We start from the raw sequence: 16,135 nt of genomic DNA, 5'->3' as shown, positions 1-16,135 counted from the left end.
ACCTTAAGCCTTAAGCCGCGTCCTCATGCCCCTGCTAGAGAACAGACTGAATACCGTAACCCCATGTCGTATTTTGACCGCTCATGCCATGACCATAATCAAGAAGCAGACCGAGCCCGTGGACGAGCTCTTCCAATTCCGGCACTGGCGGTTTTAATGCATAAATATCAAACGGCTTGCGGTTATTTCGGCCAACAGCCACTTTTTTCTCCAATCGAAAATACCCAAAAGTCAGCGCATTTACACTGACGCGGAACGGGGATAGCTCCTTAGCGAAGCTTTTGACAAAGGCCAGCGCTCCTTGGTTATATACTGGAGATGAAGGGAAGCCATCATAATGCAGCGAATCGGCCAGCATTGGCACGATGATCTGCCCCCGCTGCTTACGCGCCATCACACTCCCTGCCGCCCGGCTGTATACAAACAGCTCGCTTAGAAGGCTGTAGCTTTTCAAAGCGAACTCGGCAGGATCATGCTGCAGCGCCTCCAGCTCGTCCACCCAATCATGGCCATGAATATACAGGTCAAGCCCTTGCATCTGCTCGGCAATGCCCGCTATCACAGACTCCACTGCTTTCATTTGAACGTCTGGCGCAACGATCGTTTGAATTTGTTCCTGCCACTGCGGCGGCACATCTACCCTAAACTGCTCCGCCTGCTCAGCTAGCTGGAAGCTCGCCGTGACCCGGATGCCCCGCTGCAGCAAATATAGCGCCATCGCTGTGCCCGAGGCACTTTCAGCATGATGCAAAAATGCGCTTTTCATCTTCGTTCCCCCTTCTATTACAACCAAGCTTAACGCAAAAAACCGCCATCTATTTTCAACGTTTGGCCTGTGTGATAACTAGCCAGAGGCCCCGCCAAATACATAACCGCATCCGCTACCTCCTCGGCTGATCCGAGCCTGCCGGCTGCCGTATGCTTTAAAAAATCCGCCAGTTTCTCTGGGGGAACGCCTTGAGCCATTTCGGTTTCAATCATGCCGGGCGCAATGGCGCTCACTTGAATATTTTTCGAGGCATAAAGCCGGGCATACAGTTTCGTCAAGCCTATAATTGCGCCTTTGGAAGCCGCATAATTCGTCTGGGCTTCCCGGCCGTAGATGCCGCTGACGGACACCATATTAATAATGGCGCCCTTCCCAAGGCGCAGCATATAGCTGACCGCCTCCTGAGAACAGTAGCATGTGCCGATAAAATTCGTATCCAGCACCTCATTCCACTGCTGCTCTTCCATAAATAGCGCCATTTGATCATTCGTGCGTCCTGCATTGTTGACCAGCACATCGAGACGTCCATACGTTTCGAATACCTGCTTCATCACATTGGCTACAAAATCTTGATCGCTGACAGAGCCTTTGTACAAGCTAATCCGTCCGCCAGCTTTCTCAGCGTCGCCTTGCAGCTGCTCCGCTGCTTCATCATCCCGCACATAAATGCCGGCAACGACAGCTCCCTCTGCAAGGAATCGCAGAGCGATGGCCCGGCCAATGCCTCGTGTTACGCCCGTAATCAGTATGACGTGATCACGAAAGGTCATGAGCCCTGCGTTCCCTTCTGCTGGCTAGCCATAATCAACTCAGCAATGGACTGGACATTTTTCAAATGAATTTTTAATTCATCTGCCGGAATTTGCTCCACCATTACCCCGTACAATTCCTCCATGCCCACCATTACCTCGAACGCTTCTACCGAATCCAGGCCCAGCCCTTCACCGAATAAAATCATATCGTCCGTGATTTCCTCCGCCGTAATATCCTCAAGCTTAAGCCTGTCAATTAGCAGCTTTTGCTTAATCGTCTGCTTAATGGTGTCCATGTCTAAAATCTGCTCTACGCTCATACGTATGCGCCTCCTTGGATATTAACCTTTTTTAATTTTGAAAATAGTGCTAGATGCAAGCGCCTGTCAATCGTTCCATGCGCTTACAACTGCCGCGCAGTAACTGCCGTTGACCGTCGAGCTTACCGTTAAAACATGCTGAAGCTGGGCCGTTTGCTGCGGCACATTAAGGCGGGCATATGCGCCGCTGGCTATTCCACTTGCGGAAGCTGCACGGCTCACAAGCTCCGCGGCCGCCGCCAAATGCAGCATCGAGCTGTAGGATTCGCCGAAGCCGGCGTATTCATTGAAGCTAATGATTGGCGGCGACTGATCAGCTGCACTTAATGAGGATAGCGCTTGACGCTCGCCCTCCGTTTCGCCAGGCCTGCCGACCGTATTCAGCAAAATCAGGTCCAGCTGCGCTATAGCAATTCCCGCTTCATTTAATGCTTCCGCTACCGCCCTGCAAAGCGTCGCTTCAAGTTGGGGACCAGCTGCCACTGCTCCAAAAGCAGTGCCAAAGCCGCTTAGTTCGGCATAAATGCCGGAATGCCTTTGCACGGCTTGCTCCGCATCACAAAGCACCATACATACACTGCCCTCCACCATGCGGAAGCGGCTCGCCTGCAAGCCTTTCGCACGGTCAATGTCGCTCGATAGCACTGAGCATTCATCTCCCGCTCCAATGAGGCAGGAGGATAACGTGCGCTCGCGGATTTTGCCTGCTGCATACAGCGCAGCGGTCAGGCCCTCATTGCCTCCCGTGCTGAAGGAGCTGTTGAAGCCCAGAAGCTTCAGCTTCTCCGCTGTCTGCCCGGCAATTGAATTAATGACGGTATGGGGGAAATAGATGCTGCTCGCATATTCCGGCCCTTTCACAAATACCGACTCCAAATATTGGGAAATACTGTCCGTACTGCCCCGGGCTGTGCCAAAAATAAAGCCGAGCTCTTCCTTCTCCACCTCGGTTATTTGTGCGTCCTCCAGTGCAGCAAGTGCCGCGCCAATCGTATTTTGCGACAGCTGATTCATTCTGCGCTCATATTTGCTTTTGTCATATTCCTTCAAGGAAAAGGAGGAAGCGCCCGAGGCTTCTGAGGAGGCGTCCTCTGCAAGCCAACTCACGATGCTTCCCTGATGGATATGGCCGCCGCCAACAGCACCAAGACCAGTAATGACAACCTTCCGCTTGGCGAGCTGCGCCGGGCTTTCCGTATGCGGCGCCGCGGCTTCGCTCAAGTCAGTACGCAGCACTAATGAAACGTTGTGTCCACCAAAGGCAGCATTATTGCTGACGATATACTTTGGACGCATGGGGCGCATGCTGTGCTGAATGATATCTGCCTCTTCGCAGCCTTCGCGCGCTGTGTCAAAATGCAGCGTTGCTGGCACATAGCCTTGCTTGATCGCATAAAGCGAGGTCACAAGCTCTAGTGCGGCAGCAGTACCTAGGCTGTGCCCAAAATACGCTTTGCTTGAGCTGACCGGAACGGTCAGCTGCTCGCCAAAGCTGCGTTTCAAACCGCTAATTTCAGCGCGGTCATTCGCCTGTGTTCCGGTGCCATGCGCATTCACGTATCCAATTTCCTGTTTGGCAACCTGCGCCAGGCTCAGAGCCATATCTACTGCCCGCTGCATCCCAGCGCCCTCCGGGTGCGGCGCTGTCATATGATGGGCATCATTACTCAGCCCATATGCGCACAGCTCCGCATAAATAGTCGCCCCTCGCGCAGCGGCGGCATCCAGCCGCTCCAGCACAACGAATGCCGCGCCTTCGCCCAGATTCAGTCCAAAGCGGCTGCCAAACGGCGAGGATGGCAGCGGATTAAGCGCCCGGAGTACATTAAATCCGGCATATACACTATGCGACAGCGGATCTGAGCCGCCTGCGAGCATGACATCGGCATATCCCCAGCGAATCATGTCGCTGGCATAGCCGATTGCATTGCCACTAGCGGCACATGCCGTATTTAACGTCGCCACCGGTCCCTGCACGCCGAGCTGCCGTGCAGTATCATCCCCTTGCTGATAAAAAGGATAGTTCGCTGTATTCTCCTCATCCAGCGCCGACAAATCCCACTGCTTCTCCAGCGATAATATGCCGCCGTTGCACGTACCAAGCGACAGCCCAATTCTTGAAGCTGGGATCTGATGCGCAGCGGCATCTCCTTGCGCTATAGCAAGCCCGCTGCTATGGAGTGCCTGCTTGGCAGCCGCAATCGCATATCGCGCACACCAGTCCATCGACTGTTCTGCGGTATCCGCGAAGGCCGCTTCCCGCCACGATTCGTCCAATTGTCCGGCAAGCGAGCTTAACAACGCATCCGTATTGAAGCGAGTGACTTTCCCAATCCCTGTCTCTGACGCAAACATCCGCTCAAAAACGGCCTGTGGCTCATTGCCCAGCGCACACAATACACCTATGCCCGTTACGGCTATACGATGAGCCTGTTCATTGTCCTTCATGCTTTTTCCCCCGAATCCTTACTTCAATGGCAAATAACAAATCCGTTTCTCGCTCGTCTTCCATGAATAAGGCCCAAGCCATTGCCGCGCGAGCTTCATCATGACAGGTGTCCCCCGGTTGACCGTAAAAATGCCGTAAGGAATGCCCGCTTCCAATTGAAGCCGGATCGACCTCGCCAGCATCTGGAAAGCTAAGCCTACCTGCTGATATTCAGGAGCAATGTAGACCGCATCGTACAATATCGTATCCTCGGTCAACCGATACGTCATCGACCAGCCCTTAATCCCCTGCTCCGACATTAGTCCGAGACTGTTGCTCGGCTCCAGAGGCGCAAAGGTTTTGAACGGCGATAGAAAATCCGGAAAAACAGCGGCGGCGGCTTCAATCGCTTGTTTAAGCTCGTGTTCCTTCTTTTCCGCCCATAGAAACAGCTCCAAGCCGCTTGGCAAAGGACGTTCCCGCAGCCAGCTTGCGCGGGCAATATCGCTATTGATATGGAAAACAACCGCATCGCATAACGGCTGTGTCCAGCCTTCTTTTTGCAGCCACGCTTCTATCGTCTCCGTAGAGGACTTTCCGGAATAATAATAAACCTCAAGGCTTTGGGCTTGCTTCTCGAGGCATAAGCTCCGTACTTCTTCCATGATGGAGGAGGCGATTCCCTTCCTGCGCCAACGTTTGTCAACGAACAGGCATTGCAGCATCGCATACTGTGCACCTGCCCCTTCCCGCAGCTCCAGCACAGCCAAGCCTACCGGAGCATCTCCCACTTCCGCCCCAATCAGCATAAAGCGGCTTTGCCCTTGGCCGCTCCTGATACTCTGCTCCAATTGCAAATAAAGCCACTGAAACATGAGCGGCTTGTATTTCAATCTGTCATCAGGCACTAATCTCTTGATCTTGTACATGTGTTTCCTTTCTGGCTGACAGAAGTGAAGCCGTAGCGCAGTTAATGGATACATTAGCCGCCGTAATAATGGGATCGATAATCGGGTTGATCGCCAACAATAAAATGATCGTTACTTCGGCGGGAAGCTTCAGCATCCCTGCTATAATGGCAATCATGCCAATCGATACGACGCCCGGAGAACCGGCACCTGCGATAGAAGTCAATACAGCCCCCAACAGCACCAGCATCCACTGCATGATCGTAAAATCGTATTCATACAATTGAGCGGTAAATGCAATGCCCAGCGTATAGATAAGCACCATGCTGTAACGGCACATAATCATGCCAATCGGTACAACCAGTTGAATCGCGTGCGACTGCAAATGGAGCTCTTTGCTTAAAGCATGCATACAGGATGGAACGGTAGCAATGCTGTTTCTCGTGCCAAATGCTAAAATGAGCGACTCCTTTAAAGCGCCGATGACCACCCTGACAGGCTGGCGCAATTGCAGGGACAGTACGGCGACGGAAACGATAATTAGTACGATGCTAACGAGATAAAACATCATAATCAGCTTCAGCATGGCAGGCAAAATGTCCAAGTTCAAAGTAGCAAACTGTCCGGCCATCATGCAGAATAAAGCAAACGGCAGCGCGTACATCGACCAGGAAATCGCCTTCTGAAAAGCACGGAACAAAACGTCTGCAAGCTGCAGCACATCTTCCCCTTGTCTCGTTCGCATCATGCCGACGGCTACGCCGACGATGACGGAGAAAAATAAAATTTGCAGCGTATTATTTTCCATTAGGGCTGTAAAAATATTGGACGGGATCATGTCGAGCAAAAACAACAAAATGCCTTGCGATTTCTCCTCTTCCACTGGCGCTCCATTGGAACTGGAATCATTGACAATCGCACCCAGCACCTGCTTCGATTGTTCTGGCAAGCCTGCCCCCGGATGGCCCACCTCTCCAAAAATCAGCCCGAACATGCCGGAAATGATGAGTGCAGCGGCATAGACGAGGCACATGCGTCCAATTGTTTTCATGGCGCCGCTATTAATGAATAAGCTGCCGATGCTGGAAATAATGGCGGTCATCATAATCGGAATGACACACATTTTCAAAAAGGATAAATAAAGATCGCCGAAATCCGCTACCGAATGAGCGATTCCCGGCGCATACAAGCCAGTAGCAATACCTGACAACATGCACAGCATAATCATCCAGAAAGATTTGACCCATTTGAATGACAAAACAGACACAACCGACACACAAGCACCCTCTTGTTAGGCATTGGGACGAAGCAGCTTCCGCTGGAAAACGCGGGCAATGGCTAGCAAGCAGCTGTCCCTCTCATCGCTTCTCTATAAATTTGGAGCGACATCGTGCCTCAGCGGCGGATATCACTCCAATGCAAGCTCTATTTAAGTATGAAAGGAATTAGGAATTTCTGATTTGGTCAGCTGTTGCATTACCGATATTTTCGCCAACGCGGATAGCCGTGTTAGCTGCGTTTTCGGCAATTGAGCCTACGCCATTAAAGAAATCATTAGCTCCCGATTTGCTGCCGCCAGCAACGGATTCCAGTTCTGTTTCTGTCAGCTCATCAGCCGCACCGCGTACTTCTGGCAATACGATTGTCGCGTGGTAGCCAGTTGCATCAACGATGTTGATTTTAAATTCTTGCGGTACTTCATGACCTGTCGCTGCTTTAATCGCTGCGTAGATGTCGCTTACTGCAAGCGCGCGGAATTCTGCATCCGAAGCCGCTTTCGTGATTACTGCGTTTACCGTATCCGTAACTTGCTGTTCATTCCAACTCATGATTTAATTCCTCCAATAATGTAGTGTTGTTTCTTACAGGTATTAGAATAACAGCCCAGCTTCAATCTGCTCTCAACTCTCGTTCAATTTTAGTTCAAATGTTGCAGCCCTTATTTTGAGATGATGCCGCCATTCACAGGAAGTGAAGTGATTGGGCCAACCGGCATTGTATCGTTATGAAAGGATGGTTCAATGAATGGCGTAACACCCTCTGGGAACCCTGTTTTGCTGCCGCCGGCAACAGCTTCAAGCTCCGTTTCTGTCAGTTCGTCTGCCGCTCTACGCACTTCTGGCAATACGATTGTGCTGTGGTAGCCTGTTGCGTCAACGATATTGATTTTAAATTGCTGCGGTACCTCATGCCCGGTGGCTGCTTTGATGGCTGCATAAATATCGCTTATTGCAAGTGCGCGAAACTCCGCATCCGAATTCGCTTTTGCAATGACGGCATGCACCGTTTCATTAAACTGCTCCTGCGTCCAACTCATGTTTCAATTCCTCCCCAATTCTCCGTTTCTACTTACACCTTTTAGAATAAAAGCCCAGCTTCAAGCTGCCTTCAACTTTCAGTCAATTTTAGTTCAATTGTTACGCCAATTGGCGGCTGGCAAGCTCCGCGAACAGACCATGCTGCTGCAGCAGCTCCTCATAGGTGCCGGATTGAATAATCCGCCCCTTATCAAACACATAAATGTGATCAGCCTGCGTAATCGTACTTAAACGATGGGCAATGACGATCCTCGTCACCTGCAATTTGGTCAAGCTTTGGCTGACGATGCTTTGCGTCCGGTTATCCAGAGCGCTTGTAGCTTCGTCAAAAAAGAGAATTTTCGGCCGTTTGGCAATCGCTCTCGCAATCATTAGGCGCTGGCGCTGCCCGCCGGAAAGCGTGCCGCCGCCTTCGGATATCACCGTATGCATCGCCATCGGCATGCTGCGGATATCCTCATCAAAGCCTGCCATCTCCGCTGCTTCCCAGGCATCCTGAAGCGTCAAATCGGAGGTGCCAATAATATTGGTGAAAATATCGCCAGACATCAGCTTGCTGTTTTGCAAAACGACGCCAAACTGGCTCCTCAGCAGCCCCACATCAAGCGAGCGCAAATCCTGCCCATCAAAATAAACCGAGCCGCTCTGAGGCTGCTCAAAACCAAGCAATAGCCGCATAAGCGTGGACTTGCCGCAGCCAGAAGCGCCGACGAAGGCGACATACTGCCCTGCTTTAATGTTCATCGACAGATCATTCAGCACGAGCGGCTGATCCTCAGCGTAGCGAAACTGGATATGCCGAATTTCAATCGCCCCGCTCACTTCACCCGGATCCTCGAGCTGGTCATGCATTTCAGGCAGCGTCTTTAAAATCGGTTTCGCCCGCTCATAAAGCGGCACGATATGCACGACCGACAGCAGCGCAGAAGCCATCGCCAGCATCGCCATTAGAAAGCTGGAGAAGGCGGAGAAGAAAGCGATAAATTGTCCCGCTGACAGCGCGGAATTGCTGGAAACGACCAAGTAAAACAGCACCATGGAAGCGACCAAGGGAAAAAAGGATTGAAACACGCTGGAGTAGTTATCCAGCATTCTGACCTTGAAGGACAATTTCTTCTGCTCGGCAAACGCTCTTGCCCATAAGAAGAATGCGCGATTTTCCGCCGCCGCCATGCGAAATTTGCTAATGCCGTTCAGCAGCTGGAGCACCGTACCGGAAATGCGTCCCTGAATATCCAGCAGCCTGCGCTGGTAACGAATTTGCAGCAGGCCAATGCCGACTGTAAATGACATGGAAATGAGCACAAGGCCTCCGGCCACTAAAGCAAGACTTGGACTGTAACGGAACAGCAAAGCATATTGAAAAATGGAAAATACGCCCGTCAGCAGCGAGCCTAGAACCGCACCTGATAAAAGCTGCCTAATCGTATTAATGCTGCTCGCTCTGGAAGCCAAATCGCCCGCCGTATAGTTGCGGAAAAAGGACACCGGCAAATTCAGCAGCCGATCCCAAATCGCCGCCTGAACGGAGCTTTCTACCCGGCCCTCCATTCGCATGGAGGCGAGCGATCCCGCTAGGCGGAACAAGGCAATCGACACGACGGCGGAGACGAGAATCAGCGCCATCTGGACGAGCGGCCCACGATACGATTCAGGAATAATCGTATCTACCAAAATACCGGTAGCAACCGGCAGCATAATGCCGAGCAAGCCCGCTACCGCTCCCATGAGCAGAACCATGATGAGATCCCGCCGAATCGAATGATGCGTGCCAAACTGCAAAATATCCTTTACGCCAAGCGCTCGAGCCGGAAAGGTCCGATAAAACATATGAGCCATCGGCTCGATGCCCGCCGCCATTTCGGCATTTACGATGCCTTTTTCGCCGTTAAGCGGATTTTCCCATGTGTAGGAGCCCGCAGAAGCCGGTATCAGGGCAACAGGCTCGCGGGATAGCTCCATGAATGCGACCAGCGGCCCATTGTCCGCCTTCCACCATTCCCCTTTGAGTACAACCTTGCGGGAGCGGACGCCAGAAGCTTCGGCAATTTCCTGAATAGGCGAACGCTGCGAATGCTTTTTAAGCTTTCTGCCTACAGGCTTAATGACGATGCTGGCATATTCGCCGACGACGCGGCAGGCCATAAATAGCGGATCCGTTGAATGAAAAGCAGCAGCTCGTTGATCTTCCGGCCCTGTAACGGCAAGCAATCGCTTGAGCGCATGATCCATTAGCGAATCGTCATGCTCCGTCCGCCGGAGCAGGCGTTCATGCTCCTGCAGCCGCTCCTTGGTCAATAAGGCAGCCAAGCGGCTGGCGATTAATTGATGAAATGCATATAAACCTTGCAGTTGCTGATCATTTTGCAGCCAATGGAGCGTGCTGCGCAATTCGAGCTCGGCAGCCTGCTTCGTTTCCAGCCAACTGGAGGAGGTTACCGGTATGTAATAGGGCTCCTCCGCTGTAATCGGATGCTCGGATACCCAGTAGACGACGCCGTCACGTATTTTCACCCAGACCGTTTGCAGAGACCTCCAGGTTTGACCTTCTGCCAGCTCAAGATGCTCGCTTTGCTCCAGCAGCTCAAACTCCGGCGGGGCATTTCGCACACTCAGCGCCGCAGACCAGCAGCCTACCCATTGATCAATCAGAGGGGCAAGCTTCTCGTCGCTCAGCCCGTATTCCGCCCTGCGGCTAATAAATACATCTCGGTTCAATTGGGATACCTTCGTGCCCACGGATGCCGTCAGCAGCAAGCCTGCTCTCTCTACTCCTACATAATCCTCAAAGCCGAATAGGAGAGCCCCTTCCTCCAAACTGAATAAATAGCGCCGCTTGTTTTTTGTCCCGCCATTGTCAAGCTCAAGGGTCACGGCGAAAACATCCACATAACCGGAATCGACATACCATACATCATTTTGATTGGTTACTAGAATTGGCCTGTTGCCTTCCACCTCATGACAAGTTCCGTAACCTTCAAAAAATGAATGCAGGTTGAATTGTACCGCTTCAGCCACTTTTCCACCTCCTTTTCGCACCATGTCTACTGATTTTGAATGAGACGGGTATAATAGCCATTTCGTTCCATGAGAGAAGTATGCGTGCCCCGTTCAATGATTTTCCCACGCTCCAGCACAACGATTTCATCCGCATCCCGAATGGTGCTGAGTCGGTGGGCCACCGTAATACAGGTCAAGCCTCGACGTCTTAGACTATCATCTACCTTTTTCTCCGTTGCCGGGTCCAACGCGCTTGTCGCCTCATCTAAAATAACGATCGATGGATTGCCAGCCAGCGCCCGTGCAATTTCCAGACGCTGGCGCTGGCCACCGCTGAAATTGCCGCCATTTTCCGAAATCATATGCTCATAGCCGCCGCTGCGTTCCGCAATATGATCATGGATCACCGCATCCTTCGCAGCCCTGACAACATCGATCTCTGGTATCGTAGAATCCCAAAATGTAATATTTTCTTTGATCGTTCCTTCCAGCAGCACAATATCCTGATCGACAACGGCAAGCGAATTGCCCATCCGATTGCGGGAAATTTCATCGCGCTTCAAGCCGTCAAAGCGGATATCACCGTCCCACGGCTCGTAAATGCCGGCAATCAGCTTCGCAATCGTCGATTTCCCACTACCGGAGCCTCCGACGAGAGCGACCTTCATACCCGGCTGAATCGATAAATTAAACCGGTCAATCAGCGGGCCCTCCAGCTTGCTGTAGCCATACGTCAAATTGCTAATTTCAATCTGCCCCGAGAGCTTCGCTGTGCCCTCTGTTTCGGAAGTCTGCTCTGGGTTTTGCTGTATTTGTCTATCAATCGGATATTGCAGCACATCGTCCAGCCGCTTCATGCTTCCCCCCGCTTCCTGAATAGAGCCGGCCAGTGCAACCATCTCGTTGACCGGCTGGCTGAAGCTTGCAGCAAGACTTTGGAAGGCGACTAGCGAGCCGATGGTCAGCGCCCCATCCATAACCTGAAAGCCGCCAAGAAACAAAATCGCAACAGCGCTCAGACTCGTCAGCAAAGCGGGAACGGCCATTAGAAATTGGTTCGATACGCCGAATTGCTGAGTGGAATTAAGCAGCTTCGCCTGATAGCCCGACCATTTGACGAAAAAATCCGCCTCGGAGCTGTTCGATTTCAACGTCTCAATCACTTGAAGCCCATTCATGGACACGCCTTGCATCTTGCCAGCCTCCTGCAGCAGGCGCAAATTTTGATCGTTGCGTTTGCGCGTAATAAACCGCATGAATACAAGATTGAGCAGCGAGGCCCCAACCGCGATGCCCGTCAGTGCTAAGCTGTATTGCAGCATCAGCAGCAAATAAAACACGATCATGACGCAGTTGAGCGCCGCTACAGCAAGCTGCCCGGAAAGCAGTTGGGCGACACGGTCATTAATGGCGACCCTTGCGGCAATATCTCCGCTAAACCGCTGGGAGAAAAACTCTATGGGCAGCCGCAGCACATGCCAGAAAAAACGGCTGGATGAGCTTAGAGCAAGCTTCATTTCCAGCCTGAGCAAGTAATAACGCTGCAGCCACGTCAGAAACGCCCGAAGCAAAGCGGTCAGCCCCATTCCGATAAGCAGCGGAAACAGCCAATTATCCAAGTGGCCCAACAGCACCTGATCGATAAACACTTTACTGAACACCGGAATAACCAATCCCGGCAGCACGAGAAACAATCCAGCCAGAATGGCGAAGATGAGCGCTTTTTCCGACCCTTTAATGCGACTGGACAGCGAGCTAAGCACACTTGGCGCTTTCCCTTGACGGACATACGTAGGGGATGGCTTAATCGCAATAGCAACGCCGGTAAAGGATTGATCAAACTCCTCGAATGTGATTTCACGGGGACCCGTGACCGGATCATTCAAAAAAACACGATCGTTATGGATGCCCTCCAGCACAAGGAAATGATTGAAATTCCAATGGATGATCAGCGGCCATTCCATCTTTTTTAGATCTTCCGGATTTTTGCGATAACCTTTCGCTTCCATGCCGTATTGGCGTGCTGCCTTGAGCACATTGCTGGCCTTGCTTCCATCCCGGGAGACACCGCAGGCAATCCGCAGCTCCTCAAGCGGAATGAAGCTTTTATAATAGCCGAGCACGATAGCAAGTGATGCCGCTCCGCATTCTACGGCCTCCATTTGCAATACGGTTGGCGTCTTTACTCTTTTTGAGGCCACGAATCCGCTCTCCTCTATTGGGCTTGGAGAAAAATAAGGCTGCGCTGCATGAAAAGATTGGGCTTCCGATCGCCATTAGCCTTGAATTTCTATGAATATACCCGTGTCCGGGGAAATTCAAGGCTAAAAGCGAACACTTGCGTTTCTCCAACCCAACCCTTTCATTCCGCTACGCCTTTTTCACCACGCTTTTATTTATTTATAATATGGAATGACGGTCGCGATCGGGCGCTGTGAGCTGACCGTGATGGAACCATCGACCATCATGCCGCTGTTGAGCCGAACGGGCGGACCTTGCTCTGTCGTCCAGCTGTAGCCGCTTGCCATCTCGGAGTTAGGGGAGAGATTGACGCGAATTTCCAGCGATACGCCCTGCGATGCCATTTGCTGTACAAGACCTTCATTGCCAAGCGTAGACATCATGCCCTGTACCGTTACTGGAAACTCGGATACCGAGACGACCTGACCAACCAGCGAGCCAAACTCTTCGCGGTTAATGGAGCCTGGCGAAACGCGTACCTCCATGCCCGGAAGCAGCTGCCTGCCCTGACTGACCGGCACATATAGCACAGCAATCAATTCATCCGTCTGCACGCCATACGTTTCCAGCCGAATAATATCGGAGCCATCCCCAATGTAATTGCCGGTTTTCACCAAAACCTCTTTCACTTTGCCCGTGTACGGGCTTATCACTCTTGTGCTGTATTCATAGCCGAGCTGCTGCTGCTCGAGCTGCTGCTTCAAGCTTTTAAGCTCCGCTACGCGGCCCGCCCTGTCTTCAGCCGCCGCTCCTTCAAGGTTCACTATGGCGAGCTTAGTCTGCTTGATCTGCTCCAGCAGCTCCGGCTGCTCCATCCGGCCAATGACCTCACCCTGCGTCACCGTATCATTTTCGACAACGCGAATATCGGATATCGCTCCTGCTGCGGAGGCATGAACCGTCTTCAGTCCGCCTGGGCGAATGAGTACACCCGGTCCATCCGCTTTGACGGTCATCGTGCCGAAGATCCCCCAATACAAGGCGGCGACAATGAGCAAGCCTACACCCGTGAGCATAAGCCAGCCGCGAGGCGAGGTTACCCTAACCAAATTGTCGAGCTGCTCCGGAGAAGACAGCCGCTCAACCGCCACTTTACGAAAAACATGATTATTCATCGCTACCTCCCAAGTGTTGAAGCCTAACGTTGCCACATCCCTTACAACGGATTCGGAATAAGCACTTCATCCAGACGCTTGAAGGTTCCTGCCTCCAGCTTTTTCATAACAATGCTCATTCCCTGGACGTCGCCCTGAGCATCGAAAGAATGCTGGCCCGTAACCCCTTCCCAGTTCTTCAGCTCGGACAATGCGGAAGCTATTGCTTGCGGGCTGCGGGAGCCTGCTTTCTCGATGCCGTCAGCGAGCAGCCTCAGCGAATCGTAAGCCTGCGCAGCCCATTTGCCCGGCTCCTTCCCATATTTGTCGATATACCGCTGCCGGAAGCTTTGATTAACCTCGGAAGCTCCAAGCTCATGGTAAACCGAAGCGACTATCGTTCCTTCTACCGCTTCGCCCGCTTGGGCAAATTCCGCTGAATCCAGAGCATCTCCGCCAATAACGGGAATCGTCATGCCAGCGGCGCGAATGGCTTTTACGAAGGCGATTCCTTCGCTTGCCCTCGTGGCTACCATGATAAGATCGCTATCTAGCGTTTTCCATTTATCGACAATACGCATAATATCAGCCGTATCCTTATAGCCTGATAGACGATCAATGACGCGAAGTCCCGACTGGGATGCCTGATCTTCAAACGCATTCGCCAGTCCTCTTCCGTACTCGTCATCCGTATAATAAATCGCTATATTCCGGTGCTTCGTTCCTCCTGCATACATGGCAAGCGCCTGTCCAAGCTGATTATCATTAGGAATATTGCGGAAAATATAAGAGCTGTTCACATCAGTCAGCTTCGGCGATGTCGATGCCGGCGTAAGCAGCACAATGCCCGCATGCGCATAAATGCGTGATGCCGGTACCGTAACGGAAGAACCACGATGGCCGATGACTGCACTGACAGCAGGATTATCGGCAAATTGCTGTGCAATCGCCATGCCTTTTGTTATAGAGGCTTCATCATCCATTTCCATCAGCTGGATTTTCTTTCCGCCCAGGACGCCTTTCAGATTGATTTGCTCAAGCGCCAATTGAAGACCTTCATGGAATTGATCGTTCTGCTGCTCAAATGGCCATACCGCTCCAATGACCACCTCGCCAGATGAGCTGCTAAGCGCCCGTTCCCGAGCCTGCTCGGGCCCCGAGGCCGAAGCGCATCCGCTTATCGTCAGCGCGATTCCGAGCATTGCGATTTTCCACAGCAGCCCCTTCCGGCGTATTCCCCCAATAACATTCACTAGGCTATCTCCCTTCAGAACTAAACCTTACTAAACCTTTATACCTATCAAGTCCTACTGCCCCTACATTATAAAATAGCCCAAAATGTTAAACCATCAATTCAAAGTCAAGATAACCTCAATTTCATTTAAAATCTGATTTATCCAATCGACTTATTTTGGCGAACATGCGATACTTAAGACAGAGCGTTTTTGAGACTTTCGGCACGGTATTCCGCTGCTAGACAAGGGAAATCTACTCGCTCTCTTACAGCAAGCTATACAAGAGGAGAATGGCTATCCTATGTCTTCTAAAAATACGATTTTGATTGTGGATGATGACCAAGAAATCAATGAACTGCTGACCATGTCTCTAAAAAGGGAAGGGTTTCATACGCTGTCGGCCTACAATGGCGTCGATGCACTTAAAGCGGCGCAGGAGCATGCTCCTGATCTGGTGCTGCTGGATGTGCTGCTGCCGGGCATGGACGGTTTTCAAATTTGCAGCGAAATTCGCAAAACGAGCAATGTGCCGATTTTGTTCGTCAGCTGCAAGGACGAGGATATTGATAAAGTGTTGGGGCTTGGCCTTGGAGGGGATGACTTCATTTCGAAGCCGTTTAGTCCGATTGAGCTGATTGCCAGAGTGAAGGCGCATATCCGAAGAAGCAATTTGCTGCATAAACACGAAGAGGTAACCGATAAAACGTTAAAATTTGATCAATTGCTTATTGATCCCGCCACCCACCTTGTGCTTGTGGACAACAAACCCGTTTCCCTATCAGCCAAGGAATTCAAGCTGCTGTTTCATCTCGCTAAAAATCCAAACCGGGTATACAAAAACGAGCAGCTTTTTTCGCTGCTCTGGGATGATGTCCATATGGGAGATACCCATACGGTCATGGTACATATTTATAATTTACGAAAAAAACTGGAGAAGAATCCGGCAAAGCCGCATTATATCCGCACGATTCGCGGCGTCGGCTATAAATTTAATGACAAGCCTGCCGAAGCCACTGAGTAAAATTCGCCTACAACGAAGGTGTCTGCAATAAGCGTTTCCGTTATTCTTT

At 51.6% G+C, this 16,135-nt stretch carries 13 protein-coding genes; 1 reads left to right on the top strand and 12 read right to left on the bottom strand.

Annotation, left to right across the window (positions count from 1 at the left end; genetic code table 11):
* Nucleotides 1-34: 34 nt before the first annotated feature.
* From AC50YG_RS26955 to AC50YG_RS26900, 12 genes are all read right to left on the bottom strand, one after another.
* On the bottom strand, nucleotides 35-766 hold the full coding sequence (locus tag AC50YG_RS26955; RefSeq protein WP_494831420.1) for an SDR family NAD(P)-dependent oxidoreductase: 732 nt from the start codon (nucleotides 764-766) through the stop codon (nucleotides 35-37).
* A 29-nt stretch (nucleotides 767-795) separates the two neighbouring features.
* Nucleotides 796-1,539: an SDR family NAD(P)-dependent oxidoreductase gene (locus AC50YG_RS26950; protein WP_494831418.1), complete on the bottom strand. Its 744-nt coding sequence runs from the start codon at nucleotides 1,537-1,539 to the stop codon at nucleotides 796-798.
* Entirely contained in the window at nucleotides 1,536-1,841 is a 306-nt protein-coding gene (locus tag AC50YG_RS26945) for a phosphopantetheine-binding protein (RefSeq protein WP_494831416.1), read from the bottom strand. Before AC50YG_RS26945 ends, AC50YG_RS26950 begins: the two co-directional genes overlap by 4 nt.
* Before the next feature lie 66 nt (nucleotides 1,842-1,907).
* Nucleotides 1,908-4,289, bottom strand: a complete 2,382-nt coding sequence (locus AC50YG_RS26940; protein ID WP_494831414.1) for a beta-ketoacyl synthase N-terminal-like domain-containing protein — start codon at nucleotides 4,287-4,289, stop codon at nucleotides 1,908-1,910.
* An 18-nt stretch (nucleotides 4,290-4,307) separates the two neighbouring features.
* A complete protein-coding gene (locus AC50YG_RS26935; RefSeq protein WP_494831412.1) occupies nucleotides 4,308-5,198 on the bottom strand; it encodes a GNAT family N-acetyltransferase in 891 nt (296 codons plus the stop codon).
* Nucleotides 5,170-6,453: a dicarboxylate/amino acid:cation symporter gene (locus AC50YG_RS26930; protein ID WP_494831410.1), complete on the bottom strand. Its 1,284-nt coding sequence runs from the start codon at nucleotides 6,451-6,453 to the stop codon at nucleotides 5,170-5,172. Before AC50YG_RS26930 ends, AC50YG_RS26935 begins: the two co-directional genes overlap by 29 nt.
* Nucleotides 6,454-6,622: 169 nt before the next feature.
* Nucleotides 6,623-7,006: a hypothetical protein gene (locus AC50YG_RS26925; protein ID WP_494831408.1), complete on the bottom strand. Its 384-nt coding sequence runs from the start codon at nucleotides 7,004-7,006 to the stop codon at nucleotides 6,623-6,625.
* 110 nt (nucleotides 7,007-7,116) lie between these two features.
* Nucleotides 7,117-7,494, bottom strand: a complete 378-nt coding sequence (locus AC50YG_RS26920; RefSeq protein WP_494831406.1) for a hypothetical protein — start codon at nucleotides 7,492-7,494, stop codon at nucleotides 7,117-7,119.
* 100 nt (nucleotides 7,495-7,594) lie between these two features.
* Nucleotides 7,595-10,513 (bottom strand): NHLP bacteriocin export ABC transporter permease/ATPase subunit, encoded by a 2,919-nt coding sequence (locus AC50YG_RS26915; protein WP_494831404.1) that lies wholly within the window; start codon nucleotides 10,511-10,513, stop codon nucleotides 7,595-7,597.
* 26 nt (nucleotides 10,514-10,539) lie between these two features.
* Nucleotides 10,540-12,696 (bottom strand): NHLP family bacteriocin export ABC transporter peptidase/permease/ATPase subunit, encoded by a 2,157-nt coding sequence (locus AC50YG_RS26910; RefSeq protein ID WP_494831402.1) that lies wholly within the window; start codon nucleotides 12,694-12,696, stop codon nucleotides 10,540-10,542.
* A gap of 195 nt (nucleotides 12,697-12,891) precedes the next feature.
* The gene (locus tag AC50YG_RS26905) at nucleotides 12,892-13,851 is read right to left on the bottom strand and encodes an NHLP bacteriocin system secretion protein (RefSeq protein WP_494831400.1); all 960 of its coding nucleotides are present in this window, start codon (nucleotides 13,849-13,851) and stop codon (nucleotides 12,892-12,894) included.
* Nucleotides 13,852-13,892: 41 nt separating this feature from the next.
* Nucleotides 13,893-15,083, bottom strand: a complete 1,191-nt coding sequence (locus tag AC50YG_RS26900; RefSeq protein ID WP_494831398.1) for an ABC transporter substrate-binding protein — start codon at nucleotides 15,081-15,083, stop codon at nucleotides 13,893-13,895.
* Nucleotides 15,084-15,366: 283 nt separating this feature from the next.
* On the opposite strand from AC50YG_RS26900, the gene AC50YG_RS26895 reads away from it, so the two are divergent.
* On the top strand, nucleotides 15,367-16,086 hold the full coding sequence (locus AC50YG_RS26895) for a response regulator transcription factor (RefSeq protein WP_494831396.1): 720 nt from the start codon (nucleotides 15,367-15,369) through the stop codon (nucleotides 16,084-16,086).
* The last annotated feature ends 49 nt before the right edge of the window (nucleotides 16,087-16,135 follow it).

Source organism: Paenibacillus sp. J31R34 (assembly GCF_059383715.1).
Note: the sequence above shows the minus strand (reverse complement) of the source record. Positions and strands in the feature narration are given on the sequence as shown.

Bases quoted from the DNA above. Each gene is read 5' to 3' on its own strand.
- AC50YG_RS26955 (WP_494831420.1), bottom strand. From the start codon at position 766: ATGAAAAGCGCATTTTTGCATCATGCTGAAAGTGCCTCGGGCACAGCG.
- AC50YG_RS26950 (WP_494831418.1), bottom strand. From the start codon at position 1,539: ATGACCTTTCGTGATCACGTCATACTGATTACGGGCGTAACACGAGGC.
- AC50YG_RS26945 (WP_494831416.1), bottom strand. From the start codon at position 1,841: ATGAGCGTAGAGCAGATTTTAGACATGGACACCATTAAGCAGACGATT.
- AC50YG_RS26940 (WP_494831414.1), bottom strand. From the start codon at position 4,289: ATGAAGGACAATGAACAGGCTCATCGTATAGCCGTAACGGGCATAGGT.
- AC50YG_RS26935 (WP_494831412.1), bottom strand. From the start codon at position 5,198: ATGTACAAGATCAAGAGATTAGTGCCTGATGACAGATTGAAATACAAG.
- AC50YG_RS26925 (WP_494831408.1), bottom strand. From the start codon at position 7,006: ATGAGTTGGAATGAACAGCAAGTTACGGATACGGTAAACGCAGTAATC.
- AC50YG_RS26920 (WP_494831406.1), bottom strand. From the start codon at position 7,494: ATGAGTTGGACGCAGGAGCAGTTTAATGAAACGGTGCATGCCGTCATT.
- AC50YG_RS26905 (WP_494831400.1), bottom strand. From the start codon at position 13,851: ATGAATAATCATGTTTTTCGTAAAGTGGCGGTTGAGCGGCTGTCTTCT.
- AC50YG_RS26895 (WP_494831396.1), top strand. From the start codon at position 15,367: ATGTCTTCTAAAAATACGATTTTGATTGTGGATGATGACCAAGAAATC.